Origin of the sequence: Halomonas sp. YLB-10 (assembly GCF_003856855.1) — a bacterium.
Taxonomy (GTDB): domain Bacteria; phylum Pseudomonadota; class Gammaproteobacteria; order Pseudomonadales; family Halomonadaceae; genus Halomonas; species Halomonas litopenaei.
On sequence record NZ_RRCU01000001.1, the window covers coordinates 31,276 to 56,068 of the forward strand.

18 protein-coding genes and 2 riboswitches (1 of these 20 cut by a window edge) are annotated in these 24,793 nt (G+C 65.0%); of the genes, 7 read left to right on the top strand and 11 right to left on the bottom strand.

Going from position 1 to position 24,793, the window contains the following annotated elements:
• From EBB56_RS00030 to EBB56_RS00050, 5 genes are all read right to left on the bottom strand, one after another.
• Positions 1-5,326: the 5' portion of an LEPR-XLL domain-containing protein gene (locus EBB56_RS00030; RefSeq protein ID WP_124802246.1), read on the bottom strand. 23,561 nt of this gene lie to the left of the window's left edge; the window shows 5,326 of its 28,887 coding nt (coding positions 1-5,326); its start codon is at positions 5,324-5,326; its stop codon lies off the left edge, out of view.
• 71 nt (positions 5,327-5,397) lie between these two features.
• Positions 5,398-6,201 (bottom strand): SapC family protein, encoded by an 804-nt coding sequence (locus tag EBB56_RS00035; protein WP_124802248.1) that lies wholly within the window; start codon positions 6,199-6,201, stop codon positions 5,398-5,400.
• A gap of 44 nt (positions 6,202-6,245) precedes the next feature.
• On the bottom strand, positions 6,246-7,103 hold the full coding sequence (locus tag EBB56_RS00040) for a hypothetical protein (protein WP_124802250.1): 858 nt from the start codon (positions 7,101-7,103) through the stop codon (positions 6,246-6,248).
• Positions 7,087-8,454: a TolC family outer membrane protein gene (locus EBB56_RS00045; protein WP_124802252.1), complete on the bottom strand. Its 1,368-nt coding sequence runs from the start codon at positions 8,452-8,454 to the stop codon at positions 7,087-7,089. The genes EBB56_RS00040 and EBB56_RS00045 overlap by 17 nt, the downstream gene beginning before the upstream one ends.
• A gap of 476 nt (positions 8,455-8,930) precedes the next feature.
• On the bottom strand, positions 8,931-10,610 hold the full coding sequence (locus tag EBB56_RS00050; RefSeq protein WP_108449911.1) for a diguanylate cyclase: 1,680 nt from the start codon (positions 10,608-10,610) through the stop codon (positions 8,931-8,933).
• A gap of 171 nt (positions 10,611-10,781) precedes the next feature.
• On the opposite strand from EBB56_RS00050, the gene EBB56_RS00055 reads away from it, so the two are divergent.
• Positions 10,782-11,570, top strand: a complete 789-nt coding sequence (locus EBB56_RS00055) for a hypothetical protein (RefSeq protein ID WP_108449910.1) — start codon at positions 10,782-10,784, stop codon at positions 11,568-11,570.
• Positions 11,571-11,629: 59 nt separating this feature from the next.
• Positions 11,630-11,732, top strand: a riboswitch (TPP riboswitch).
• 80 nt (positions 11,733-11,812) lie between these two features.
• Positions 11,813-13,258 carry a sodium:solute symporter family protein gene (locus EBB56_RS00060; protein WP_108449909.1) on the top strand — a complete coding sequence of 482 codons (1,446 nt, stop codon included), beginning with the start codon at positions 11,813-11,815 and terminating at the stop codon, positions 13,256-13,258.
• A 115-nt stretch (positions 13,259-13,373) separates the two neighbouring features.
• On the opposite strand, the gene EBB56_RS00065 is transcribed toward EBB56_RS00060, so the two are convergent.
• The 3 genes from EBB56_RS00065 to EBB56_RS00075 all read right to left on the bottom strand — a co-directional run bounded on the left by EBB56_RS00065 (position 13,374) and on the right by EBB56_RS00075 (position 16,391).
• Positions 13,374-14,663: an LLM class flavin-dependent oxidoreductase gene (locus EBB56_RS00065; RefSeq protein WP_108449908.1), complete on the bottom strand. Its 1,290-nt coding sequence runs from the start codon at positions 14,661-14,663 to the stop codon at positions 13,374-13,376.
• Positions 14,663-15,472: a 3-oxoacyl-ACP reductase gene (locus EBB56_RS00070; RefSeq protein WP_108449907.1), complete on the bottom strand. Its 810-nt coding sequence runs from the start codon at positions 15,470-15,472 to the stop codon at positions 14,663-14,665. Before EBB56_RS00070 ends, EBB56_RS00065 begins: the two co-directional genes overlap by 1 nt.
• Positions 15,473-15,519: 47 nt before the next feature.
• A riboswitch (TPP riboswitch) is annotated at positions 15,520-15,618 on the bottom strand.
• 98 nt (positions 15,619-15,716) lie between these two features.
• Complete coding sequence (locus EBB56_RS00075) at positions 15,717-16,391, bottom strand: SOS response-associated peptidase (protein WP_108449906.1); 675 nt, start codon at positions 16,389-16,391, stop codon at positions 15,717-15,719.
• A 164-nt stretch (positions 16,392-16,555) separates the two neighbouring features.
• Between EBB56_RS00075 and EBB56_RS00080 the strand changes: the two genes are divergently transcribed.
• The 5 genes from EBB56_RS00080 (at position 16,556) to EBB56_RS00100 (ending at position 21,442) form a co-directional block, all read left to right on the top strand.
• The gene (locus EBB56_RS00080) at positions 16,556-17,299 is read left to right on the top strand and encodes a thermostable hemolysin (protein WP_124802254.1); all 744 of its coding nucleotides are present in this window, start codon (positions 16,556-16,558) and stop codon (positions 17,297-17,299) included.
• Positions 17,292-18,926, top strand: coding sequence for an AMP-binding protein (locus tag EBB56_RS00085; RefSeq protein ID WP_185696351.1), 1,635 nt, complete (start codon positions 17,292-17,294; stop codon positions 18,924-18,926). Before EBB56_RS00080 ends, EBB56_RS00085 begins: the two co-directional genes overlap by 8 nt.
• Positions 18,923-19,693, top strand: a complete 771-nt coding sequence (locus tag EBB56_RS00090; RefSeq protein ID WP_124802258.1) for a TenA family transcriptional regulator — start codon at positions 18,923-18,925, stop codon at positions 19,691-19,693. The genes EBB56_RS00085 and EBB56_RS00090 overlap by 4 nt, the downstream gene beginning before the upstream one ends.
• The gene (locus EBB56_RS00095; protein ID WP_124802260.1) at positions 19,681-20,511 is read left to right on the top strand and encodes an SDR family oxidoreductase; all 831 of its coding nucleotides are present in this window, start codon (positions 19,681-19,683) and stop codon (positions 20,509-20,511) included. The genes EBB56_RS00090 and EBB56_RS00095 overlap by 13 nt, the downstream gene beginning before the upstream one ends.
• Before the next feature lie 151 nt (positions 20,512-20,662).
• Entirely contained in the window at positions 20,663-21,442 is a 780-nt protein-coding gene (locus EBB56_RS00100) for a glutaredoxin (protein WP_221621121.1), read from the top strand.
• Between the two features lie 85 nt (positions 21,443-21,527).
• Here the strand turns inward: EBB56_RS00100 and EBB56_RS00105 are convergent, their stop codons facing one another.
• The 3 genes from EBB56_RS00105 to EBB56_RS00115 all read right to left on the bottom strand — a co-directional run bounded on the left by EBB56_RS00105 (position 21,528) and on the right by EBB56_RS00115 (position 24,736).
• Positions 21,528-21,938: a hypothetical protein gene (locus tag EBB56_RS00105; protein ID WP_124802262.1), complete on the bottom strand. Its 411-nt coding sequence runs from the start codon at positions 21,936-21,938 to the stop codon at positions 21,528-21,530.
• A 133-nt stretch (positions 21,939-22,071) separates the two neighbouring features.
• A complete protein-coding gene (locus EBB56_RS00110; RefSeq protein WP_108449902.1) occupies positions 22,072-22,842 on the bottom strand; it encodes a copper resistance protein B in 771 nt (256 codons plus the stop codon).
• Positions 22,843-22,855: 13 nt separating this feature from the next.
• A complete protein-coding gene (locus EBB56_RS00115) occupies positions 22,856-24,736 on the bottom strand; it encodes a copper resistance system multicopper oxidase (RefSeq protein WP_108449901.1) in 1,881 nt (626 codons plus the stop codon).
• Positions 24,737-24,793: the final 57 nt, after the last annotated feature.

The window sequence follows — 24,793 nt, forward strand, 5'->3', positions numbered from 1 at the left end:
TCCAGCGGCTGTCGTCGCTGAAGTCTTCACTGGCGAGATCCACACCGCTGACGTCGGCCCCCTCGAACTGATAGATCAGGCCGGCCTCGCCCCCGCGCTGGTGGTCATCGGCCACCAGCACCTTGTCGCCGTTGGCCAGGTCTGCCGTACCTTCCGCGCTTGCATGGTCGTAGGTGCCATCGAGTTCACCCAGGGCCTTGCCCGCCACATACAGGTGACGCCCCCACAGGCTATCCATATCGACGCTGTTGAGGCTCTCGGCGGTGACGCTGATGGCATCGCCGGCGTCCAGGTCCACCAGGCCCTCGACCACCGCATCGGCATGGTTGTTCTGCAGCGCAAAGACGAAGCCGCCGGCGACACCGACATCGGCTACCTGGCTGTCTTCCTTCTGATCCTTGGCGCTGTCGGTGCCCTGGATCTCGGACTCCGCCGCGGCGTCTCGCAGCTTGCCGATCAGGGTGTTGCCCAGCACCTTGTCGGTGAAGCTCTCTTCCTTTTCCTTCTTGTTGGGGTCGACGCCGGTAGCGGAGCCCTCGGCGCTGACCGCCGGGCGGTGGGCGCTGGTAGCGCTGACACTGACCGCGCCGGCCACCTCGATGTCGCTGCGCTGGGAGGCGATGGCGCCCAGTCGCGTCACGCTGGTGCCAAGGCGGGCCTCGGCACGATTGATGTCCACCGAGACCGCCAGGGCGGCGGCCACGTCCAGGGCGTTCTTCTGCTGGCCCTGGGATTCCTTGAAGTGCTCGCCGATGGAGGCAGGCCCGCGGTCGGCGATGCCTTCCTTGATCTTGTCACCGATGACGCCGCTGAGCGCCTCCTGAAAGTTGCCGATCACCGATGTCGGCGACAGGTCCTCGGCGCTGGCCGTGGCCCCGTCGACAAGGCTATCGGGGCCACCACCGGGGGCGGTACCGGCGCTGGCGCTGGTACCGCCGTGGTCTTCGCCCTGGGAGGTCTCGGCGCTCAGTGTCAGATCGCCGCCCACACTGACGTCACCGGCCAGTTGCGCCTCGGTGTTGCTGGTCTCGACGTTGATCGCCAGGGCGATGCCGACCTTGCCCTTGTCAGGGGCGGAACTGGCGGAGGTCTCGTTTTCCTCCACGCTGGTCGCCGCGACCACCAGATCATTGCCTGCACTCAGATTGGCGTCTTCCCACACCATCACCCGGGAATCGCTGACCAGCACGCTGACCGCCACCGCGCCGGCCACGCCCTTGAGGCCATCCGGTTCAGCAGAGACGCTCTGGGCGGTGCTGACACTGCTGCTCAGGTTGATGTCATTGGCGGCGCTCAGGGTACCGTGGACGTGCACACTTGAGCGGGTGATCAGGGTGCTGACCGACACACCCAGGCCCCAGGCCTTGCTGGCGCCCACCTCGGTACTGATGTCGAGCTCGGAGGCGACGGTGATGTCCCCGCTGGTGGCGGTGATGACCGCGTCGGAGCCGATATCGATGGCGACCTCGGCCACCATCACCGAGACACTGCCAAACAGCGACAGCCCCTGAAGGAAGTCCAGCGCCGTATCGATGCCCTGGTCGAGGAAGGCCACGCCGGTGCGCAGGTTGAACCAGTCGCGATCGGGATCCACCAGACGCGCATCGATGGTTACGTCCCCGCCCTTGAGCGTGGCCTTGTCGATATCCACCGACAGGTCGAACAGGCCCACGTCGACCAGGCCATTGGCAGGCGCCAGCAGGGGTTGAAACAACTGCGCGCCAAGGTGCAACTCGCCGCTACCGGCATCGATCACACTATCGCCGCCGATCGTCAGCTCACGCGCCAGGATCGACAGATCGTGTCCCAGCGTCGGATCACTCATGCTCAGATCGACGTTGTCCAGGGTCAAGGCACCGTCGGCACGCAGCTCGACACTGCTGTCCAACGTTCTGGTCACGTTGGACAGGGAGGCGTCGCCATCCCAGTAGCCCACCAGGCTGGCGCCCTCACTGACGGTCACGTCGTCGAGCCGGGCGAGGCTCCCCGCCGCCAGTTCCACCTCGACCTGATCGCCAGGCTTGGCGTTCACGATGGTTGTTCCGGTCGCCGCCTCGGCGATATCGATGGCCAAAGCGCCGGTAAAGGCAGTGGCCGTCAGGGTCTTGTCGGCGCCTCCGGTCAGGCTCAGGCGCGCCGCCTCGATCCCGGACAGCGTGGTTGTGGCCGAACCAACGACCAACCCGCCATCGGTCAGCGTCATGGAGTCGCCCGCCGCCGCCAGCAGGCTGTCGGTGCCGGCGCCGCCGTCGACACTGGCGGCGCCGGACACGACGACGATACGGTCATCGCCACGGCTACCGATCAGGGCATCGCTGCCGCCGGCACTGGCGTCCAGCACCACGCCGGTCCCGCTCAAGGCGGTGCTCTGCCATTTGTCGCCACTGACGCCCATGCCGAGTGCATCGGTCAGGATCTTCGCGGTGGCGTCGGCGCTGACGGCGAAGCTCGCGCTTCCCGTGGTGGTGTCGGTGACCACAAGACGCCCGCTGGCACCATCGAAGCTCGCGGTCAGGCCCTCGACACTGCCGAGCAGCACCAGCAGGTCGCCGAGGGTGCGGGCGTCGGCCACATTGAGCGCCCGCGTCTCGCCGTTCTGCAGGGTGAAGCTCAGGTGCGCGCCGGAGTTCTCGAGTTCGCTACCGGTGACGTAACGCGCCAGGTAGGACTCGTACTCCGCCTGGCTGGCGAAGTCTTCTGCACCGGGAATCGCATCGCCCAGCGCCGAGAGGAAGGTCTCGATCTCGGCGTTGGAGGCGCCGCCAGCGGCCATCAGCGCAGTGACCCGGGTCTGTTCGCCGACCCCGTGCCAGCCGCTGGCATCGAGGGTGTTGGCGCCGGCGTTGCCGACCAGCGTCAGCGCCTCGATATCGCGATAGCTCGACGCGGTCCCGCCATCGATGCTGAAGCTGTCCCCACTCACATTGACGGCGTTCTGGCCATCGGCCAGGACGATTTCCAGACGATCCTGGCCGACGCCGCCGCGGATCTCGTTCTGCCCAGCCCCGGCACGAATGACGTTATCCCCGGCTACCGCCACGAACTGGGTCGTGGCCTCGCCACCGATCATCAGGTCGTTGCCGCTGCCCCCCTGGAGATAGACACTGCCGGCAAAGCCACTGGCGTCGAGCACGGTGTCGCCAAACTCGGCACGCAGCATGCCGTGCTCGATGCCGGCCAGGCTGTCACGCCCCGCTTCCCGAGCGCGCACCTGGGTCGAGGTCACCGTGGCGCTGGCCCCGGAAGCTCCCAGCGCCAGACCACTGCCGACCAGCGCCTTGGCGAAGGAACCGTCGTCGGCCACGGCCATGAAGTCGCCGATAAAGCTGATGCGCCAGCGTACCTGCTGTTCTCCAGCAGACTCGAACAGCTCGCGGGCCACCTGCAGGTTGCCTTCGCCCACCGCAGACAGCGCCTCGAGCGCCTGCTGTACCGCCAGGGCGTCGGCGTCCCAGGCCAGCGCCACGGTCTGCTCGCCGGCGAAGTGAAAGACCACCGTCTCACCGGCGCTGCGCGACCACACCAGCTCGCGCTCCTCGGCGACGTCGCCGCGCACCAGGGTGGCGCTACCGCTGCCACCGAACAGACGCAAGCTGTGGGAAGTACTGCCCAGCACCGAGTCGCTGCCGCTGCCACCATCGAGGCTGTTGCTGCCGCGATTGCCGAACAGCACGTCGTCACCGACACCCCCGACCAGGGTGTCGTTGCCACTGCCGCCCAGGAGTACCGCGTCGCCGGCGCCGGCCTTGAGGGTGTTGTTACCGGCGACGCCTTCCAGCTGAACCGAACCGCTGAACGCAGAGGCGTCCAGCATATTGGCAGAAGCACCGCCCACCAGGGTGGCGAGTTCGACGTCGCCCAGTACCCAGTTGGTCCAGCCGGTCACGCTCAGCGCGGTATCGGTCAGGGTCATGTCGGCGTCGGCGCTGGCCTCGATGCGGTCGTTGCCGCCACCGGCCTGGACACTGCCGCCCCCGGCGCTGAGCACGAATCGGTCGTCCTGCGCGCTGCCGACAAGTTGGCTATTGCTGGCGCCATCCAGGCTCTGGAAGGTCACGCCGGAAAGCGAGTAGCCGCTGGCGTTCAGCGTCTGGCCGGTCCCCGCGGCGGACAGCACCAGTTCCACGGGCTGGCGCTGGAAGCTCAGGCTGCCGTCGCCGGTGGTGACCGTGGCGGTGGCGCCAGCGCTGGTCAGGGTGATGTCCCCGGATGCGCGCTGCACCACGTAGGTCAGCTCGACCTCCTCGGGGGTGAACTCACTGCCCAGCTCACTCTGCTCGAAGCGATCGCTGCCGCTGACCGACACCAGGGTACTGCGACCGGCGCCGGCTTTCAGGGTATCGTCGCCGCCGCCCCCGACGATCAGGTTGTTGCCATTACCCCCGTCCAGGATAGTGTCGATCTGCGAGGTGACATCACCGATCAGGCGGTCGTCGCCGCCGGTCCCAATGACGTGATTGAAGCCATCGATACCGACGAAGCCGGTGGCCTTGCCTGTCCCCAGATCGACCTCTACCGAGGTGGAGAAGTCGCTGAAGTCGAGGATCTGGCCGGCCCGACCGTCGAGTCGGTCGATGCCGTTGAACGCGATATTGCCAAGCCCCAGACTGCCCTCGTCGTAAAGCGACCAACGCGCCCCGTCCTGGCTGCTCGAGAGCCGGTGCCGAGCGGCATCGTCCGTGGCTGACAGCACGCCGTCGTCACCCTGGCGATAGGAGGCGGCGTTCACCGTCTCGATGCCCGTGAAACTGAGCCAGCTATCGTTGCGCGCCGCCGTGGTGGTGCTCGACCAGTCCACGCTGCCCGCCCCATCGGCGCTCACCTGCCACTCGGTGTTGCCCTGGATGCCCTCGATGCGATCATCGCCCTCGCCCCCCGCGAAGGTGATGGTCAGCCCCTGGCTATGCTCGAGTGCCAGGACGTCGTCGCCGTCGCCGCCCTGGAAGCTCACCAGCAGACCATCCGCCTGGCCCAGCAGGCTCTGGTCCACGCGCAGGATGTCCTGGGCGTCGCTGCCCTGAATGACCACGCCGCCACTGGCCTTGGCGTCATCGAGGCCGCGTGAGGCCACCACCTGACTGACACCTTGCTCGTCGAGTTCGACCACCTGCAGCACCTGCTGCTGGTTCTCCTCGACCACCCGCAACGTCATCTCGGCGCCACCGGCCACGCTGGCGGTCAGCGGGTCCGCCGACATCAGCATGCGTGGCTCGAGTCCCTCGAACACGAACCGGGACGGCTCTGCCTGGGCACGACGAGCACGCCTGGGCTGGCGGAGAAGACGAGCGATCAATTCGGACAGAGGCTTGCGCTGGTGGCGACTCATGGGGGGACTCCGGTGGCGAAAAACGTCAAGAGGCGCATCGCGGCGACGATACGCCCCCTGATCTCGGTCGATCAGTGAACGGGAGTGTCCTGTTCGGCGTCAGACGCGACCGCCTCCTCGGCGGGGTCGCCCTTGGCCAGAGCACCCAGCCGCGAACCACCCTGCGCCTGACGGCTCAGTCGGTTGAGATTGCGCAGCGACTGCAGGTGGACGTAGAGCAGCTCCAGTTCGTCACTGTCCAGCAGCGCCTTGAGGCTGTCCTCGGGCAGCGCCTTGAGCTTCTGACGGTTGACCGCCTGGAAGCCGGTCAGGGTGCGCTGACCACCTTCCGGCAGGCGAATCTGGGCCTCGACCGACTCGAGCAGGTCGAGCTCGACCAGACGGGCGCAGAAGGCGCGGGTGCGCTGGAAGTGCGCCTGATAGTCCTGAAGGAAGTCCAGTACCTTGCCCAGGTACTGGGTCTGCTCACCGTCGGCGTCGAAGAAGCGCTCGCCGCGACCGTCACGATTGAGCCCTTCGTAGTCATCATCGATGCACAGGGTGAAGGTCTTGTCGTTGTCGGCGGAGGCAAACACGAAGGGATAGCGGCGGAAGAAGGCCGGTACGTACTCACCGCGCCACTGGCCTTCACGGTCCACCAGCAGATTCTGGTCCTGCTCGAGTCCCAGCACGGCGACCGGCAGCACCCCGTCGTCGGCCTGGGTGAAGACGATCGGCAGGTCGGTGGCGGCGGTCGGAAATTCGGCCGCCATCAGCGGCACCGAGTTCACCCCGCTGGCAAAGCCGAAGTCCTTGCCGACCTTGAGCGACAGCTCGCGATGCTTGTCGCGGGTGATCGGCTGAACGTTGCGATAGATCAGAAGTTGAGTCGCCATGAAAGAGTCCTCTTGTACTTGAGTGTCGTCCCTGGGCCTGGACGTCAGCGTCGTTGCGCGGCCAGCGCGCCGGTGGAAGTCGGGGAGACCAGTGTCACCCCGTGGTAGAAGGTCACGAAGGGTTCGCCTTTCGCATCGAACCCCAGAGAAAGGTTGCTCAGCGGCTTGTCGCCGTGGGCGGCAATCCACTCGATCGCCTGTGCGCGCGACGTACAGCGCCACTCGCGAGCCAGCGACAACAAAAGGCCCGCCAGTTCGCCCAGACGTATCTCGGCCGGATGTAGATGCAGATTGATGGAATCACGACCGGTATCGCGGCCCTGGCGCCGTTCCTCGATCCTCACGGTCAACGGTGGCCAGGGCTTTCGTGCCAGCGCGTGGCTGACCTCGAGCTGTTCGATCACGTCGCCGACGAGCGGGGGCATCGCCGCAAGCGTGCTCGCCATTGCATGGCGCACCGCCTCGGCGCTCTCGAGCAGGACATAGTCGGAGACACTGGCGTCGACGCCAGGGCGCCACTTCCACGCCTGGTACAGCGGGAAGCGACGCCCCGGCAGGGCCTTGTCCGGCAGCGGCGCTTCCCAGTACACCTTGGTGGTCGCGGCCTCCAGCCCGAGATGCAGATAGTGCGCCATCGCCTGCGTCGACAGTCCGGCGACAAAGGCCCTCCGGTCGCCAGGCGCCAGCGCCAGCGACTCCAGCAACCCCTCGAGGCGCACCGCAAGATCGTCGGCGTCAACGCCCTCGAGCGGCACACTGTAGAGCCTGCGCTGATGCGCCCAGCGGGCGGGAGCACACTTGACCGAGCGCTCGGCACTGTAGGGACGCGCGAGGCTATCGAGCCAGGACTCGATCAACGCCTGACGCTCGGCGAAGGGCCGGGGTTCAGTGCTGGAAGGCAAGGAGGTCCATCCGGTCATTCATATGGGCGTCGATCTCCGCCAGGTCTTCGCCATTGATGACGCCGGCGGCATGCTTCAGCCGCAGCACGCTGATCAGGTAGTCGTAGCGCGCACTGGCAAGTTCGCTGCGGGCGAAGAACAGATCGCGCTCGGCGTCGAGCAGTTCGAGCACCGGCATGACACCAGATTCATAGGCCACCTGGCGGTATTCGACGATGCGCTGGTTGGCGGTCAAGGACTCGCTGAGCGCCCTGACCCGGGACATGGCGGTGACGATACCCTCGAAGGCCGCACGTATCTCGCGGTCGAGTTCACGCCGCACCTGTTCGAGTCGAGCCTGCCCTGCCTCGATCAGACGGGTCCCTTCGCGCACCTCCGACGACACTCGCCCACCGCTGTAGACCGGCACACCGAGGCCGACCCGAATGGTCTGGGTCTCGACCTCGCTGCCGCCGCCGAACAATGAGCCCTCGGTCTCGTCGTTGTCGTAGTCGAGACTCAGATCGAGGGTCGGATAGTGACCACCACGACTCACCTTGACCTGCTGATTGGCCACTTCCACCGCCAGCCGTGCGGCTGACAGACGAGGATTACGCTGCATCGCCAGCTCGATCCAGGCCTCGACTGACGACGGTTCCGGGCTCGCCAGGGTCAGGTCCTCATCGACCAGGCTAAGCTCCACCGGACGCACGCCGCTGACCTCGGCCAGGGCATTGAGGGCATCGCGCAGACGGTTGGCCACGTCCAGCTCGCGCGCCTCGACCTGCAGAAAGCGCGCCTGGGCGTCGAGCAGATCGATCTCGCGAATCAAACCGTCCTCGAAGCGCGCCCTGACCTGCTCGAGATTGGTCTGGACCTGCTTCTTTTCGGCTTGCAGGAAACTCAGGTTTTCCGACAGGGCGAGTACCGCAAAGTAGCGTTCGGCCACCCGCAGGTAGAGATCCTGGCGCGAGACCTCGAGCTCGGACGCGGCCTGCTGGATCTCCAGCTTGGCCTGGCCAAAGGCTGCCCAGCGGGAATAGTCATAGATCGACTGCTCGAGCGAGACACCGTAGACGGTGGTCGGGTAGGACGTGCTGCCGCTGCCGTAGACCTCGTTGTCGGTACTGACGATGTCCTGGGAGATCTCGCTGCGCTCGACATTGACATTGATCTGCGGCAGCAGCGCTGAGCGCGCCTGATAGTAACGCTCATCGGTGGCCTGCTTACCATGAAAGTCGGCCTGAAACTGAGGATCGCTGTCCACCGCGAGCTCGTGAAGTTCCAGCAGACTTTCTGCCAGCACGGACGGAGCAAGCAGGCACGCCCACCCGCCCAACGCCAGGCCGAACGCAAGCTTGTTGAGATGCATGATGATTTTTCCCCTGCGCACCGGTGGGACAAACACCGGCATTACGCAACTGCTTTGTAATATTTTATTAACAACGGACGTACGATATTACCCACATCTTTTGTAGGAACACAGCTCCTATCTACTCTTTTGCAGGCAACATGATCAACGCAGTATCGACGCAGTAGGAAACTACATCGCAAAAGATGAGAAAGTTCATACTCGCTATCGCATTCCGCCACCGAAGGGAATCGGGTAGCACATTGAAACCTGGAAAGTTCCGAAATTACGCGGGACAAGAGACCATCTTCAGGTACACGGGAGCGGCGGCAGCCATGCGCCAAGCAGGTTGCTTCAAGGCCTGGCAGCCGCTGTCACCTCAGCCCAGCCACCTGAGATTACCCAACCACTCACACTGATCCTTTCAGACTAGACCGAAAGAACGAGCAAAGTCCTACGTCAGCGATGATAACGCCGCACCTGGCGACACCTGGGCGCTATTCATCCAGGCTGGCAATGCGGTTGCGACCACTACGCTTGGCGCTGTACAGGCGCCGGTCGGCGCGCTCGAACAGCGGTGCAAACCCCTCCCCCTTGCGATACTGGCTGACGCCGATGCTGATGGTGATGCGAATCGTCTGTCCATCCGACAGGGTGATTTCCCCCCCTTCCACCGCGCGACGCACCCGCTCGGCCGCCTTGATCGCCTCGGGCAAGGCGGTTCGCCGCATGACCACCACGAATTCCTCGCCGCCGGTGCGCGCCACCAGATCGCCATCACGCAGGCAGTTGGCTACTGTTTGCGCCAGCCAGGTGAGCACCTGGTCACCGGCCGCGTGACCGAAACCATCATTGACCTGCTTGAAGAAGTCGATATCGACCGCGGCCAGCGAAAACACCATCCCGCCACTGTCGCATTCCTCGATCAGGCGGGTGACGTGGCGATCCAACTGGCTTCGGTTGGGGAGTCCGGTCAAGGCATCGGTCATCGCCTGGTCTTCCAGTTGATCACGTTCGAGGCGAATACGCTCGACCTCCATCTCGTTGGAAATGACACGTTCGACGGCCCCGACCAGTAGCCGGACCAACTCGATGTCGACCTCGCTGAAGGCGTGCCGGCGCACCGACGGACTGGAGAAGTTCAGGGTTCCCCATACCTTGCCCTGGATCCGCAGCGGTGCACCGATATAGGTCTCCAGCTGAAAGTTCTCGTAGCAGGGGTGGCCCTTGACTCGCTCGTCCTGCCCGGCGCGGTGGGTATGGAAGACGTCATCGGCGTCGAGGGTCAGCCGACAGTAGGTGTCACCCAGTGCAAAGCTATCGCCGGCCCCTACTGGCGCATTATCCGAGGCCGCCCAGCGCACCGTGTAACGCTCCCCCTCGACCTGACTGACAAGCGCGATATCCAGCCTCAGGTAGCTCAAGGCGTCACGCAGCAGCATGTCGACGATCTCTGATACTCCGATATCGGTGCGATTTACCCCGGTATGGACATCCCGCAACAACTGGATCATCGAGCGATACTCGGAGACGTCCTGGATGATGGCGTAGAAGCCCATCACTTCATCTTCCACCACGTCCGGCAGATAGTGGACCTTGAAGTAGATCTGGCGACCGTCCTGGAGCACCAGGGAATCCTCGTAGCTGACCTCCTGCCCCGCCAGCGCCAGATCGAAACGTGGCCGGATCTTGGCGTAGGAGTCTGCATCGAGCACCGAAGACACCGGCTGCCCCATCAGCGCCTCGGCAGGCTGGCCGATGAAGTCGAGGTAGGCACGATTGTTGAAACGGAAGCAGAAGTCGCGGTCGACGTAGGCCACCATCACCGGCAGATGGTCGGCCATCCGCGCGATGACACCGCGGCTTGCCTTCTGCCGAGCCGACAGTCGCAGCACCAGCCCACCATCGGCCAGGCGACAGCAGCTACCATCGCCCAGTTGCAGCGGCATCGAAGGCTTGGCAGCGTGAGCGGCACCCCGGGATGCCAAGGCTTCGGCGACCCTGGCGACCTCGCCAGGCAGCTCTGCCAGCCCCCGCCCGATCCAGACCTCTCCAGGCTCGCCCAGCACGCTCACGGCATCACCGACCACGTCGTACACCTGCAACTCCGGCGTCAGGCGTACCAGCACCGTTCCGGACGACACCAATGCCTCTTCCACCCAGGCAAAACGCTCCATGAGGACAACTCCTTGCGTAAGCCCTGCCCTGGACCGGCAGCAGGTCAATACCCTGGCGGCTCGCGTGCCGTCTTCTCTAGCCTATGAAAAGATGCTTATAGATGCCGGGTTATTTCGCTTGCCCGCTTCCACGTTATGCTGGCGTCGCCGACACCGCCGCGGGAGCTGCCCATGAACCACCAGGACCTTGTCGCCATCGAACACGCCCTGACGCTGGCCAATCGCGGGGATACCAGCTGGCTTTGCACGCGTCTGGACACCCTTGCTCCCGCCTTCCCCCACCTGAGCGTCACCAGCGATGCCGATGGCCCCGGGTACGCCGGACAGCCCATCTTGCTGCCCCAGGCCCGGGACGGCGGCGCCTGTCTGGTCAATATCGACAACAACGCCAACGATGGCACCCCCTGCCTGGTCGAGCGCCTGTCACCGAGCAGCGAGACCCTGGTGCACCTGGAGGTCATCCATGCAACGCTCGCCGGCCAGCCATCGCTGATTCGCCGCGTCAGCCTGGGCAGTACGTCCATGAACCTGCAGCGACCCACGCCAACCAGTCCGCTGGTCCAGATCGGCGACGACGTCGTCGAGGTGCTGATCCAGCCGGCCTTGCGTCTGGTGCTGACCGGCCACTCCCCGGTCAATGCCGACCTGGCGCGCCAGGGACAACGGCTCGGCTTCGAGGTCATCCTGTGCGCCCCGGACTACCCCGACACGCATCACTCGACAGCGCCCCTGCCGGCAGGCGTCGAGTTCCAGCGCGCGCCCGCAGCTCCCTTCCTGCGCGGCGGCGGCGGGCACCGACGCACCCTGGTGATGGACGCCACCGACGCCTCGACCATTGCGCGAGCGAGCCGCGAGGCCTGCTGTCATGGCTATCTGGCGATGACTGACATCGATCCAAGCCGAGCGGCGAACTGGCTTTACGATGGCTGGCACAGCCTGCGCACCTCGCCCACCGTCTGACGCCCCGTCGCTGCGGCCAAAGCGCCAATTGACAGCCATCGGAGGCGGTCCTACGCTGTGCGCATTCCTGGGGGAGCCTGACGGCTGAGATTCCGCATCACGCGGTAACCCTTTGAACCTGATCCGGGTCATGCCGGCGAAGGGAAGGATGGTTGCGTTATCTCCTCTTTCTTCCTGTCCGCCGCTCGTCCCGCCTGTCCACCGGTCCCTGCGGACAACGACAAGAAAGAGGTCTTCTTTCGATGATGCTCGATCCCACCTGGACGGCGCTGTGGCTTCTGCTGTGCGCCGCCATCTTTGCCATCCCCGGCCTGATCTATGCCCGACGTCGTCAGGGCGGCCTGGATGACTACATCTCGGCTCGCAACAGCCAGAACACCCGCGCCACGGTGTTGACCCTGGTGGCCACCACCCTGGGCACCTGGATCCTGTTCGGCCCCGCCCAGGCGGCCACCTGGGGCGGCATCGGCGCCGTACTCGGCTATGCGCTGGGTTCCATGGTCCCGCGCCTGGTGATGATCCCGCTGGGACGACGCATGCGTGAGCTGATCCCCGAAGGCCACGGCCTTACCGAGTTCGTGATCCATCGCTACGGGCGCACCATGTACGCCTTCACCCTGACGATCATGCTGTTCTATCTGTTCATCTCGCTGGCGGCAGGCCTCACCGCAATCGCCCATATGGTCACCCTGCTGGCGCCGATCCCGCTGTGGCTGACCGCCTGCGTAGTGATGATCGCGACCCTGCTCTACACCTTCTACGGCGGCCTGCGCACCACCATCTTCACCGACAAGGTACAGATGCTGGTGATCCTGCCGTTGCTGGCGCTGCTGCTGGTGTTCGGCTGGCAGGCCGCCGGCGGCGTCGCGCCGACGCTCGAGGGCCTGCAGGAACGTGCGCCTCAGTTGCTGGATGTCACCGATGCCGGTGGCCTGCGTGCCGGCCTGACGTTCTTTATCGCGGTGATGCTGACCGGCCTGTTCTACCAGGGTACCTGGCAACGCATCTACGCCGCCCGGGACAGCAAGGTGCTGCGGCGGGGCTTCTGGATCGCAGGGCTGTTCAACTTTCCGGTGATCGTGCTGATGGGCCTGTTCGGCCTGGCGTTCGTCGGCCTCGGGCTCGAGGGAGACGGCTCGGTGGCGCTGTTCAGCGTGCTGCTGTCCGAGGTGCCGCTGTGGTTCGCCCTGGCCCTGATTCCGCTGGGTCTGGCCCTGGTGATGAGCAGCGCCGACACCACCGTCAACGCCACCTCCAGCATCATCGCCGTCGACATGCACCGGCTGCTGCCCCAGGCCAGCGAAGCCACCCTGATGCGCCTGGCACGCTGGCTGATCGTCGCCGCAGCGGTGCCGGTGACCTGGGTGGCAGCCCAGGGCTACAGCGTGCTCTATCTGTTCCTGCTGGCGGACCTGCTGTGCTCGGCGGCGGCCTTCCCGGTGTTCTTCGGTCTGTTCAATCGCCGCTACGACGGGCGCAACGCGGTCCTCAGCACCGCTGCAGGGCTGGTCGCCGGCCTGGCGATGTTCCCGTCTCCCAGCGGCGGTACCGCCACCCTGCTGGAATCCTTCCTGCTGGCGGCCTTCGTGCCGGTGCTAGTCTCGCTGGTGCTGATGAAGCTGCTGCCATCCCGCCAGGACTATGACTTCACCCGCATGGGCAGTCTGGTGCGGCGTTTCCAGAGCTGACACCGCCACGCTGACAGCCTGGCAAGGCGTGATAAAAAACAGCGGGACGTGCTGACGCGTCCCGCTGTTGTCGTTTCAAGGCCTGGCGATCAGGGGCCCTGGCAGTTCCGGCTCATCAGCGCTCGGGACGCGCCAGCCCCAGGTGGTCGCGCAGGGTGCGGCCCTGGTACTCGCGTCGAAACAGCCCGCGGCGCTGCAGTTCCGGTACCACTTGTTCGACCACGTCCTCGATGCTGTCCGGCAGCGACGGCGGCATCAGGTTGAAGCCGTCCGCCCCGCCCTGCTCGACCCAGCGCTGCATCTCGTCGGCGATACGCTCCGGGGTGCCGACCATGGTGCAGTGGCCGCCACCGGCGGCGAGCCGTCCCAGCAACTGGCGCAGCGTCGGTCGTTCGCTCTCGATGATCCGCAGAATCGTGGCGTAGCGCCCCTTGGGCCCGCTGAAGGCCTCCAGTGGCGGCAACTCGGGCACCGGGGCATCCAATTCCCAGTCGCTCACGTCCTGACCGATGAACTGACTCAACTGGCGCCGGGAGCTGTCCACCGGCAACAGTTCGTCGAGCTCCCTCTGCTTGCGTCTGGCCTCCTCTTCGGTGGAGCCGACGTAGGTGACAAGCCCCGGCATGATCGCGACCTTCGGTCTGCCCGCGGCCTTTACCCTGGCCTGAAGATCGCTGTAGTAGGCCTGGGCCGAGGGCAGATCGTAGGCCACCGCGTAGATGGCCTCTGCGTAGCGCGCGGCCAGGTCACGGCCCTGATCCGAGGCGCCGGCCTGGAACAGCACCGGGTGGCCCTGGGGCGGACGCGGCACTGTCAGCGGGCCATCCACCAGAAAGTGCTCGCCGTGATGGTGAACGGGACCGACCCGGCTGGCGTCGACGTAATCGCCCTGGCGATCCCTCACCAGGGCGTCGTCACTCCAGGAGTCCCACAGCGCCAGCACGGTATTGGCGAATTCCTCCGCCCGGGCATAGCGCTCGGCGTGGCTTGGCATGGCCTCGAGCCCATGGTTGCGCGCCTCGCTGTCGAACATCGAGGTCACCAGGTTCCAGCCCAGGCGTCCGCCGGAGATATGGTCCAGCGAGGCCAGCATGCGCGCAGCATGAAACGGCGTATAGAAGGTGCTGGAGACGGTCGAGATCAGCCCGATGTGTTCGGTGGCCCGCGCCATGGCCGCCAGCATGGTCAGTGGCTCCAGGGTCCACAGCGGGCCGTCGGCGACGCTGCCCACGGCGTGACCATCGGCGAAGAACACCGCATCGAAGCGACCCCGCTCGGCGAGCCGCGCCAGCTCCTCGTAGTAGCGGATATCGGCCAGGCGCTCGACGCTGGAACGGGGATGACGCCAGGCCGCCTTGTGGTGGCCACAGCCCATGATGAACAGATTGAGGTGCATGCTGGCCATCAGTCCTTCACCAGTCCGCCGTCGACCACCAGGTTCTGGCCGGTGACCGCTCGCGACCAGGGCGAGGCGAACAGTAGCGCAGCGTCGGCAAACTCTTGCGGCGTGGTCACCCGTCTCAGCGGCGTGCTGGCGGCGATCAGATCGAACACCGCCTCCGGCGTGGCGCGGGAGGCATCGGTGGTGCGCAATAGGCCCCCGGAGATCATGTTCACGGTGATGTTGTCCGGGCCCAGATCGTGGGCCAGGGTGCGCGTCAGCGACAGCAGCGCCGCCTTGGCGGCGGTGTAGTCGTGGTAGGGCACCACCGGGTTCTGGAACAGGTTGGTACCGATATTGACGATGCGACCAAAGCCGGCCTCACGCATGCCGGCAAGCGACGCCTGCACCGTGTTCAGTGCTCCCCGGGCGACGCCCTGAAGCTGATGATCGAGGTGCTCCCAGGTCAGCTCGTCGGGACCGGGACGGGCGTCGCCGTTGAAAGCGAAGTCCGGCAGCGCATTGTTGATCAAGGTGGTGACCGGTGCGCCGAAGTGCTCGCGGGCACGCGCGAACATGGCATCGACGGCGCTGCGATCACAGACGTCGGCGGCCACCGCCAGGGCTTGCTCGGGATAGTCGGCTACCAGCGCGTTGGCGCCCTCTTCGCTGCGTCGATAGTTGACCACCACCCGCGCGCCCTGCTCGAGGAAGCTGCGCGCCAGGCTGACACCGAGGCCACGTCCGGCGCCGGTGACGACGACCAGCTGGCGGGAAATAGGAAGCGCGGGCGGGCTTGCGGAGGTAGCGCGTGAGGCGTCGGAAAGGGTCATCTGGCGGGTCCTTGGTCGAGGCGAGGAACGCACGCCGACCCCTGGACTGACGACTGCGCTGACATCCCTTCGCCGGTATGAACTGGATCAGGTTCGACGGGTGTTTCTCAGCCCCGCTATCGTGCGGGACACCCCGTGCCATGCGCCTTCGACCTTAGCCCATCGGCGCGGGGCGGACAAGCCGCGCAGCACCTGGAACATCACCGCAGCCAGGGCATGCAGATGGGCGCTTCAGATCCGACGGTCAGCCCGGTGCCTGGACGGCTTGCATCAAGTCACTTCCTTCCTCTCCCGCCCGATTGACCCTGGTCGAGACCGGCCATGCCTCGAAGGCGCCAGCGGGTAGATGCCGCACCGTCTGGCGCATGACGTCGCGATCACTCAGGGCAGGATCGAGCCAGGGTTCAAGGCTGCCGTCGTCCAGCGCCAGCGGCATCCGAGCGTGCACCTGACTCGCGCAGCCCCGGGCGGGTTCGGTAAGGATGGCAAGGCCCGGCCTGCCGTCGGCCCTTTCACTGAAGATTGCCGCCAGCCACAGCGGCGCGCGATCTTCACGACATAAAAAATAGGGCTGCTTGCCGGCCTCGCCCGGCAGCCACTCGTACCAGCCGTCCGCCGGCACCAGGCAGCGATGGCGAGCAAAGGCCCCACGAAAATAGCGCGAGGTGGCGACCTTCTCCACGGTGGCGTTGATCGGCTCCGGCGCCCCGGCCTGGGCCCAGTGGGGTCGATAGCCCCACCACATCGAGGTAAAGGAAGGTACGCCCTCCCCGTCCATGGCGAGCGAGGTGATCCAGGTGCCCGGCGCGACATTGTAGCGAGGTGGCGGCTCCTGCTCGGGCAGGCGCGGCGCCACCGGCAAGCGCATCAGCGCCGCCAGCTGAGCAAAAGGTGTGTAACAGGCGAAACGGCCGCACATGGATACCTCCTTTACCGGACCCTGCAGGATCAGCCTAGCACCATCTCTTGCGTCCACTCAGGCCACCTGTGCGCGCTACAGGTTAGTCATCTGCGAACGTTAAGTTTTCGCTAAGCTAGGCAGCCTAGCCTTGCCATCAACTCCTCTTTCAAGGACGCGATGACATGGCCCCGGCAATCGCAGCATCGGCCTCGAAGACGACAGCCCACACGGATGCTCCCGAGCCGAACATGCCCTCCGGCCTGTGCTGGGCGTCCCCGGAGCGGCTGGGTGAGGCAAACGCCTTCATCTCCGACGTCTATCGTCTCCATCACAATGCCTCCATCAGCAACCCCTACCAGCGCTTGCTGACACTGCGAGCCCCCCATGGCGCGCTGGTCGCCACCACGGGGCTCAGGCGTGCCGATGAAGGCCCTCTCATGGTGGAACACTACCTCGAGGCACCTGTCGAGATGGTGCTCGCCACTCGTGGCCTCTGCGACCTTGCGCCGCCGCGCCACCAGGTCATGGAGGTCGGCGCCCTGGCCAGCGCATCGCCAGGCGCCGGCCGACGGCTGATGCTGTCGCTGGTGGTGGTGCTCGAGCGACTGGGTATCGACTGGCTGGTGGTGACCGCGTCCAGGGACGTGCGCAACGGCCTCGCCCGGCTCGGCATCGAGATGCACACGATCGGTCGCGCCCATCGCCACTGCCTGGACAACCCTGTGGACTGGGGACGGTATTACGAGCGGGACCCCAGGGTCGTGGTGATTCGCCCCCTCGAGGTGGCCAACAGCATGCGCGCCACCCCGCTCGGCGCTTTGCTTCTCGCCGGCGCAGCACAGCTTGCCCCGGAGGCGGCAGATCCCGTACCGGGGCTACCCCATGTCCACGCCTGCTCCGCGGCCGGGGACATGCCCCATGGATAGGCTACACCAGCGCCTGCGCCAAAGGGCGAGGCTGTCGCCGGATGCGGAGAGCCTGATCGGGCAATCCCCGGATGGCGCCGACATCCGACTTACCGCCCGGCAACTGGAGGCCGCCACCGACGCTGTCGCGCACCAACTCGAGCAGTCGGGCGTTTCCCACCTGGGCCTGCTGGGTCACAACTCTCCTGGCTGGCTGGTCGCCCAGCTCGCTGCCTGGCGGGCTGGCCTGCCGATCACCCCGATACCTGCATTTTTCAGCGAACAACAGCTCAACCACCTGCTCGATACCACCGGGCTGGACGGGCTTCTGATCGCGCAGGACAGCCCGCTGGACGCCTGGCTGCCCTCCGACTGCGCAAACGACTTCAAGCGCCAGCCACTCGACGCTCCGGCCGGCCTGTCCATCGCCTTGTTCCGGCGCCCCTCGACACCCGCACCACTGCCGGACGGAACGCGACTGATCACCTTTACCTCCGGTACCACCGGCACCCCCAAGGGGGTCTGCCTGTCCGGGCCTCATCTCGAGTCGGTCATCGAAGGGCTGGAACAGCGCCTTGCAGGTGTTCCCCTCCATCGTCACGGCGTGGTGCTGCCCATGGCGGTGCTGCTCGAACATCTGGCCGGCGCACTCTTCGCGCTCTGGCGGGGAGCCGCGATCGTTATCGATACGCCCGATCTTGCCGGGCTCCATGGCAGCGGTACGCTAGACCCCGACCAGTGGCAACGCTGGCTGGCCAAGCGCCGACCCGACAGCCTGATTCTGGTACCGGCGCTGCTCAAGGCGCTAACTCACCTGGCCTCACATCATTCTGCGGCAAACGGTTGGCAACAGGTGTTGTCGCTAGTCGCCGTGGGCGGGGGCCAGGTGCCCCGCCGCCTGCTCGAACAGGCAACCCAGTTGGGACTCCCTGTCGCCCAAGGCTACGGCATGTCCGAGATGGGCTCGGTGGTCTGTCTGAGCCGCCCGGACGAGCCCCAGGATGGCCGTGTCGGGTGCCCCCTCAAGGGATTGCGCCTAAGCACCGATGAGCAGGGGCAACTGCTGGTCCACGGTCGTCGCATGCTCGGCTATCTGGCGTCCGATCATCAGGTTCCATCAACCGAGATGCCCTGGCCCAGCGGAGATCTCGGTCACCGCCTGGCGGACGGTCATTGGCGCCTGGACGGGCGTCAGCGCAACGTCATCATCCTGTCGAACGGACGCAATCTCTGTCCCGAGTGGCTCGAGGCGGAGCTCGAGCTCATCGACGGTATCGATCGTGCCTTCGTCTTCGGCGAAGGCTTGCCGGGGGTGCTGGCGCTCCTTAGTCCTTCAGCCGCTATCCAGCCCCCCCGCCTGGAAGCCCACATCACCGCGCTCAATCAGCGCCTGCCCGACTACGCCAGGGTCCGCGGCTGGCAGTCGTTGATGCGGCAACTGCCAGGCGTCGCCGAGCCGCTGTCGATCGCCAGCAACGAACTGACCGCCAACGGACGCCTGCGCCGGGCCAGCATTCAGCTCCGCCGTCGCTGCGACATCGAGCGGCTTGTCGCCAGAACCTTCCCCGGCCATGAGCAGGTATCAGCAGCGCTTTCCTCCGCCGCCGACGGCCTCCCTTCATACCCACAGGAACCCCCGCCCCCATGAACACGCTGACCGATACCCCGATCGTCACCTCGCCACCTGTCGATAACGGCAAGCCCGACGGTTTCTACCGCCACCTGCTCGCTGCCACCAAAGACGAACGCCGAGCCTTGATGGGAGGAGAACTGATCGGGCGCGCCCAGGGTGGCAAGATCACGCTGCCCGAATATCGCGCCTTTCTCGCCCAGGCCTATCACCATGTACGCCACACCGTCTCACTGATGATGGCCTGCGGCGCCGAGTTGTCCGCTCCGAACTTCGTGCTGCGCGACAACCTGCGCATGGCCATCGCCGAGTACATCGACGAGGAAAAGGGCCACGAACACTGGATACTCGATGACCTCGAGTCCACCGGCGTCGATCGGCACCACGCACGTTCACGCCCACCACTGTTCGAGACGGAATGGATGGTGTCCTACGCCTACGACAGCATCAGACGGCGCCATCCGCTGGCCATGTTCGGCATGGTACTGGTGCTCGAGGGTACCAGCACCTCGGCGGCCAGCGCCGCCGGCAGGGCCATCCGCGATAGTCTGGGCCTGACCGATGACGCCTTCCACTACCTGTTTTCCCACGGCGAACTGGACATCTCCCATATGGCCTTCTTCGCCGAACTTATGGACACCATCACCGACACCGAGGAGCAGGCCCAGATCATCCATTCGGCCCGCGCCTTCTATCGCCTCTATGGCGCGGTCCATGACGCCGCCCTGCGAGACGCCGAGCACTGGACGGACGAAGCGCTGGAGGCAAACTCATGCCATCACTGAGCGAGCGCAGGATTCTGGTGACCGGCGCCACTGGCGGCATCGGCTCGGCGCTGGTAAAGCGGCTTGACGCCGAAGGCGCCAGCCTGTGGCTGGCAGGGCGTGATGAGGGCAAGCTCAGCGCCCTGGCGGGCGAGCTTGGCAAGGCTGCCTCGAGACACACCCTCGTCGCTGGCGTCGATCTGACCACCGCGATGGGCCGCCAGCGGCTACTCGACCAGCTAAGTCAGACAGTTCCCGAGCAACGACCTTCGACGCTGGTCCACCTGGCCGGCATCAATCACCTGGGCTGGTTTCGCGAAGCCTCGCCAGACGACGTCACCCGGGTGCTCGATACCAATCTGACCTCGACCCTGCTGCTGACCCAGGCCCTGCTGCCCTTGTTTCTCGGACAACCCAGCGCCAACCTGCTGTTCGTTGGCTCGCTGCTGGGGCATATCGGCCACCCGGGCTATGTCGCCTACTGCGCCAGCAAGGCCGGCCTCAAGGGCTTCGCCGAAGCGCTGTCGCGGGAACTGGAAGACACCTCGGTCCGGGTGCAGTACCTGGCCCCCCGCGCCACCCGGACCGCCATGAACGGCCCCGACGCCGAAGCCATGAACGAGGCCCTTGGCAACACCGTGGACAGCCCCGAGCGCGTGGCCGATGCCATCATCACGCAGCTGAAAAGTGGCCAACGTCGCGCCGCTCTCGGCGGCAAGGAGCGCCTGTTCGCCCTGATCAACGCCATCGCCCCCACCCTCGTCGATCGCGCTATCGCCCGGTCCCGAGCCGATATATCCCGCCACCTGGATCCCCCTGCACAGGTTGTCCAGGACTAACCAGCCGATGACCGTATCGCCTTGACCCTTGTGCTGCACAAGGGTTTTAGTCTGTGGTGAAGATGCTCGAACTTGCACAGTAGTGACGGAAGCCTCAGGGGCCACCACCCTGGCCTGTCTGGGCTTTTCTCAACCACCACAGGGAGAGGAAATGAGCACGAACACAGCAAGCCCGGCGCAGCGGGCCTCATCCAGCACTGCCCGCCTCTATCGCATGAAGACCGCGGAGCACCTCTGCCCCTTCGGCCTCAAGACCCTGTCGCTGCTCAAGCGCAAGGGCTACCAGGTCGACGACCACACCCTGACGTCACGTGAAGCCATCGACCGCTTCAAGCAGGAAGCCGACGTGGACACCACACCCCAGGTGTACATCGGCGACGAGCGCATCGGCGGCTACGAGCAGCTGCGCCGCTACCTCGGCATGAGCGTGCCCGGCGACAAGGAAGTCAGCTACCGTCCTGTCATCGCCATCTTCGCCACGGCCCTGCTGATCGGCCTGGCGGTGGGCTGGGTGTCCGGCCAGTCGCTGGTCTCAGTGCGCACCATCGAGTTCGCCGTCGCCTCGGCCATGGTTCTGCTGGGCCTGCAGAAACTGCAGGACGTGGAAAGCTTCAGCACCATGTTCCTGAACTACGACCTGCTGGCCCAACGCGATGTACGCTACGGCTACATCTACCCCTACGCCGAAACACTGGCCGGCATACTGATGCTGGCAGGCAGCCTGATCTGGATCGCCGCGCCTGTGGCCCTGTTCATCGGTACCGTGGGGGCCATTTCGGTGTTCAAGGCGGTCTACATCGACAAGCGCGAACTCAAGTGCGCCTGCGTCGGCGGCAACAGCAACGTTCCCCTGGGCTTCGTTTCCCTGAGCGAGAACCTGATCATGCTGCTGATGGGCCTGTGGATGCCGGCCAAGGCACTTCTGATGTAGAGCGCGCCTGATCTGGCCGTTCCAGACGCGTAGCAAAAACCCGCCAGGTATTGCCTGGCGGGTTTTCTCTGGCACGATGCAACGTTTATTCGAAGCCGACATGCAGACTGTAGCGACCACTGTTTTCATTGGCGCTGCCAAGCACACTGCCTCGCACTTCAAGCTCATAGTTTCCGGGAGTGACAGGCTCCTCCAGCAGGAAGTGGCCGTTGTTGTCCGCGTCGCTGGCCACCAGCTGCCCCGCGGGGGAATACAGCCTTCCCTCGATACTCATCGACTGACTCGAGTCGCTGGCAAGATGTTCACTGCTGACGACGATCATTCCTTCCTCTTCGATCGGCAACCGGTAACGCACGGGTGCACCACGAAGCTGTTGGGTGGCAGACACACCTTGCCGCAAGATTTCGGCTTCCTGCGAATGGCCCTGCGCAGCCCATACCGGTAGAGAAACGCCCACGAGGACAGCTACACCCATCATGTGTTGCCACAATTTCATAACGATTACCTCCTTTGAATGTTGGCACCTTCATGATGTGTCATCTGGCTTAATCTACGCTGAAACATTGAAAAACGGCGTAGTGAAGCAGATCCCGCCAGCGGCCTGAATGGCAACCGTAGGCGCAGAGGCATCAAAACCAGACGCGCAGCCCGGCAACCACTGCGGTGTCCTCCACTTGATCGCCTTCATCACGCGCCATATCGGCAGTATCACCATAAAGTTTCTGCCAATAGGCGCCGATATAGGGCGCGAACTTGCGATGTAGCTCATAGCGAAGGCGCAGGCCGGTGCGCAAGGAATTGAATCCCTCCCCTACACCGAACTCCTCGGCATCATCGAACGCCACTTCCATTTCCAGGCGAGGCTGCAGATAAAGCCGCTGGGTCAGTCGCAGATCATATTCCTGCTCCAGACTCAAGGAGGTGTCACCATCGTCACTGACACGAAGATCCAGCTCGGTTTCCAACCGGTAGGGCGCCAGCCCCTGCAGACTGATCACGCCGAAATAGCGCTCGGGATGGTCATCGCTGCCAAGCCCGCCCTGGTAGCCAAGCCCTCCCTGTAGCTCCCAGAAGTCGGCGATCAGTCGGCTATACAGCAGATCCAGTGATTCAAATTCCGCATCTTCGCCATCCCCTTGGGTGTTATCCCCTTCCCCCTTCAGGTAGACGCGATGAACGTCGCCTCCGTACCAGGCCTGAAAATCCCAGGTTACTGCCTCGCTGTCTTCAGACGGCCAGACGTATTCCAGACGGTCGACCAGCACCGAGCCACGCAGATGTTCCTGCATCGGCGACGGCCAGTGATCTGGCGCGTCGTAGCCATCCTCAGCCAGCGCCAGCGACGACAACCCAAGGCCCGATAGCGCTGCCAGGCAAATACGGCCCACACGAATTTCCATGCGTCATCTCTCCTCAGGCAACCTTGACGACGCGGAACATGCCGGCGTCCATGTGATAAAGAAGGTGGCAGTGGAACGCCCAGCTGCCCTCGGCATCCGCCGTGATCAGTGCAGAAAGGCGCTCGCCAGGCTTGACGTTCAGGGTGTGCTTGCGCGGAATCAGCTCGCCGGCACCATTCTCCAGCTCCATCCACATGCCGTGCAGGTGGATCGGGTGCTCCATCATGGTGCGATTGACCAGGATGAGGCGCAGACGCTCGCCCTTGTCGAAGTGGATCGGCCCCGAGACCTCACTGAATTTCTTGCCGTCGAAGGACCACATGTAGCGTTCCATGTTACCGGTCAGATGAAGCTCGAGTTCGCGACCAGGAGGACGACGGTCAGGCCATGGCGCGATGGCCTTCAAGTCCTGATACACCAGCACACGACGCTCGCGGGCATCCAGGCCGATTCCAGGCTGATCGAGGCGGGAGCCAGGCTGCGCCACGCCCACCGGTAGCATGGCTGTACCAGTGGCGCTCTCCGTACTGTCCATCTGAGCGTGATCCATTCCCGCCATGCTCGAGTGGTCCATACCGGTCATCGAGCCATGATCCATGCCGCCCATGTTCGAGTGATCCATACCGGCCATCGAGCCATGATCCATGCCCGTCATGCTCGAGTGATCCATACCGGCCATCGAGCCGTGATCCATGCCCGCCATGCTCGAGTGATCCATACCGGCCATCGAGCCGTGATCCATGCCCTCGTGGGCTCCCATGGCCTCCATTCCTCGATCGGCAATACGTCGGCGTTCCGGCAGCGGCGCCACCATCCCCATACGCGGCGCCAGGGTCCCCCTGGCAAAGCCGCTTCGGTCCATGGACTCGGCAAAGATGGTGTAGGCCACATCGTCTTTCGGCGTCACCAGAACGTCATAGGTTTCCGCCACCCCGATGCGGAACTCCTCGACGGGCACGGGCCGAACCGGCTGGCCGTCGGCCGCCACCACCGTCATTTCGAGCCCCGGAATCCGCACGTCGAAGTAGCTCATGGCGGAGCCATTGATGACACGTAGCCGCTGCGTCTCGCCGGGGCGAAACAGGGCAGTCCAATTGTCATCGGGTGAATGACCGTTGAGCAGATAGGTGTAGGTGGCGCCGGTAACATCGGCGATATCACGGGAGCTCATGCGCATCCGGCCCCACATGGCACGCGCTTCCCAGGTGGAGGCGAGCCCCTGACGGTCCACATCGGCGATGAAGTCTCCCAGGGTGCGCTCCTGGAAGTTGTAGTACCCCTCCCCGGTCTTCAGGTTGTGGAAGATGGTCGAGGGGTCCTCGAAACTCCAGTCGGTCAGCAGCAGCACGTGCTCGCGGTCATAGCGAAAGGGTTCGCGCTGTTCGGCGTCGATGACCAGGGGGCCCACATGGCCAATCTGCTCCTGCAGTCCTGAGTGGCTGTGGTACCAGTAGGTGCCGCTTTGACGGAGGGGAAAGCGGTAGGTAAAGGTTTCGCCCGGCATGATGCCGGCAAAGCTCACGCCGGGGACGCCATCCATCTCAGGCGGCAGGAGAATGCCGTGCCAGTGAATCGAGGTGGGCTCGTCCAGCAGATTGGTCACCCGCAGCGTCACGTCCTGCCCTTCCTTGAGCCGGATCAGGGGGCCAGGGCTGGTGCCGTTGAGGGTAATCGGCCGTGCAGACTGGCCAGCGATGGGCACGCTCTGGCGACGAATGGCCAGCGAGATATCCGGACCGCTTTCCACTCCCTTGGGGTAACTCGAGGTCTGCCCCCAGGGGTTGGCCCAGGCAGGCGCCAGACCGAGGGCGGCGGTGCCGATTCCCAGGGCCGCGCTTCCCTTGATGAATCCTCGTCGTGATAGCCGATGTGGCGGCAGAAGTGTCGTCGACATGGGTGCTGTCTTCCTGTGCGATGAACTTCTGCCATCTTCCATCGCCAAGCTGAAAGC

What these genes read in the sequence shown, in the direction of transcription:
- EBB56_RS00035 (WP_124802248.1), bottom strand. Translation starts at nt 6,201, where the DNA reads ATGGCGACTCAACTTCTGATCTATCGCAACGTTCAGCCGATCACCCGC.
- EBB56_RS00045 (WP_124802252.1), bottom strand. Translation starts at nt 8,454, where the DNA reads ATGCATCTCAACAAGCTTGCGTTCGGCCTGGCGTTGGGCGGGTGGGCG.
- EBB56_RS00050 (WP_108449911.1), bottom strand. Translation starts at nt 10,610, where the DNA reads ATGGAGCGTTTTGCCTGGGTGGAAGAGGCATTGGTGTCGTCCGGAACG.
- EBB56_RS00055 (WP_108449910.1), top strand. Translation starts at nt 10,782, where the DNA reads ATGAACCACCAGGACCTTGTCGCCATCGAACACGCCCTGACGCTGGCC.
- EBB56_RS00060 (WP_108449909.1), top strand. Translation starts at nt 11,813, where the DNA reads ATGATGCTCGATCCCACCTGGACGGCGCTGTGGCTTCTGCTGTGCGCC.
- EBB56_RS00065 (WP_108449908.1), bottom strand. Translation starts at nt 14,663, where the DNA reads ATGGCCAGCATGCACCTCAATCTGTTCATCATGGGCTGTGGCCACCAC.
- EBB56_RS00070 (WP_108449907.1), bottom strand. Translation starts at nt 15,472, where the DNA reads ATGACCCTTTCCGACGCCTCACGCGCTACCTCCGCAAGCCCGCCCGCG.
- EBB56_RS00075 (WP_108449906.1), bottom strand. Translation starts at nt 16,391, where the DNA reads ATGTGCGGCCGTTTCGCCTGTTACACACCTTTTGCTCAGCTGGCGGCG.
- EBB56_RS00080 (WP_124802254.1), top strand. Translation starts at nt 16,556, where the DNA reads ATGGCCCCGGCAATCGCAGCATCGGCCTCGAAGACGACAGCCCACACG.
- EBB56_RS00085 (WP_185696351.1), top strand. Translation starts at nt 17,292, where the DNA reads ATGGATAGGCTACACCAGCGCCTGCGCCAAAGGGCGAGGCTGTCGCCG.
- EBB56_RS00090 (WP_124802258.1), top strand. Translation starts at nt 18,923, where the DNA reads ATGAACACGCTGACCGATACCCCGATCGTCACCTCGCCACCTGTCGAT.
- EBB56_RS00095 (WP_124802260.1), top strand. Translation starts at nt 19,681, where the DNA reads ATGCCATCACTGAGCGAGCGCAGGATTCTGGTGACCGGCGCCACTGGC.
- EBB56_RS00100 (WP_221621121.1), top strand. Translation starts at nt 20,663, where the DNA reads ATGAGCACGAACACAGCAAGCCCGGCGCAGCGGGCCTCATCCAGCACT.
- EBB56_RS00105 (WP_124802262.1), bottom strand. Translation starts at nt 21,938, where the DNA reads ATGAAATTGTGGCAACACATGATGGGTGTAGCTGTCCTCGTGGGCGTT.
- EBB56_RS00110 (WP_108449902.1), bottom strand. Translation starts at nt 22,842, where the DNA reads ATGGAAATTCGTGTGGGCCGTATTTGCCTGGCAGCGCTATCGGGCCTT.
- EBB56_RS00115 (WP_108449901.1), bottom strand. Translation starts at nt 24,736, where the DNA reads ATGTCGACGACACTTCTGCCGCCACATCGGCTATCACGACGAGGATTC.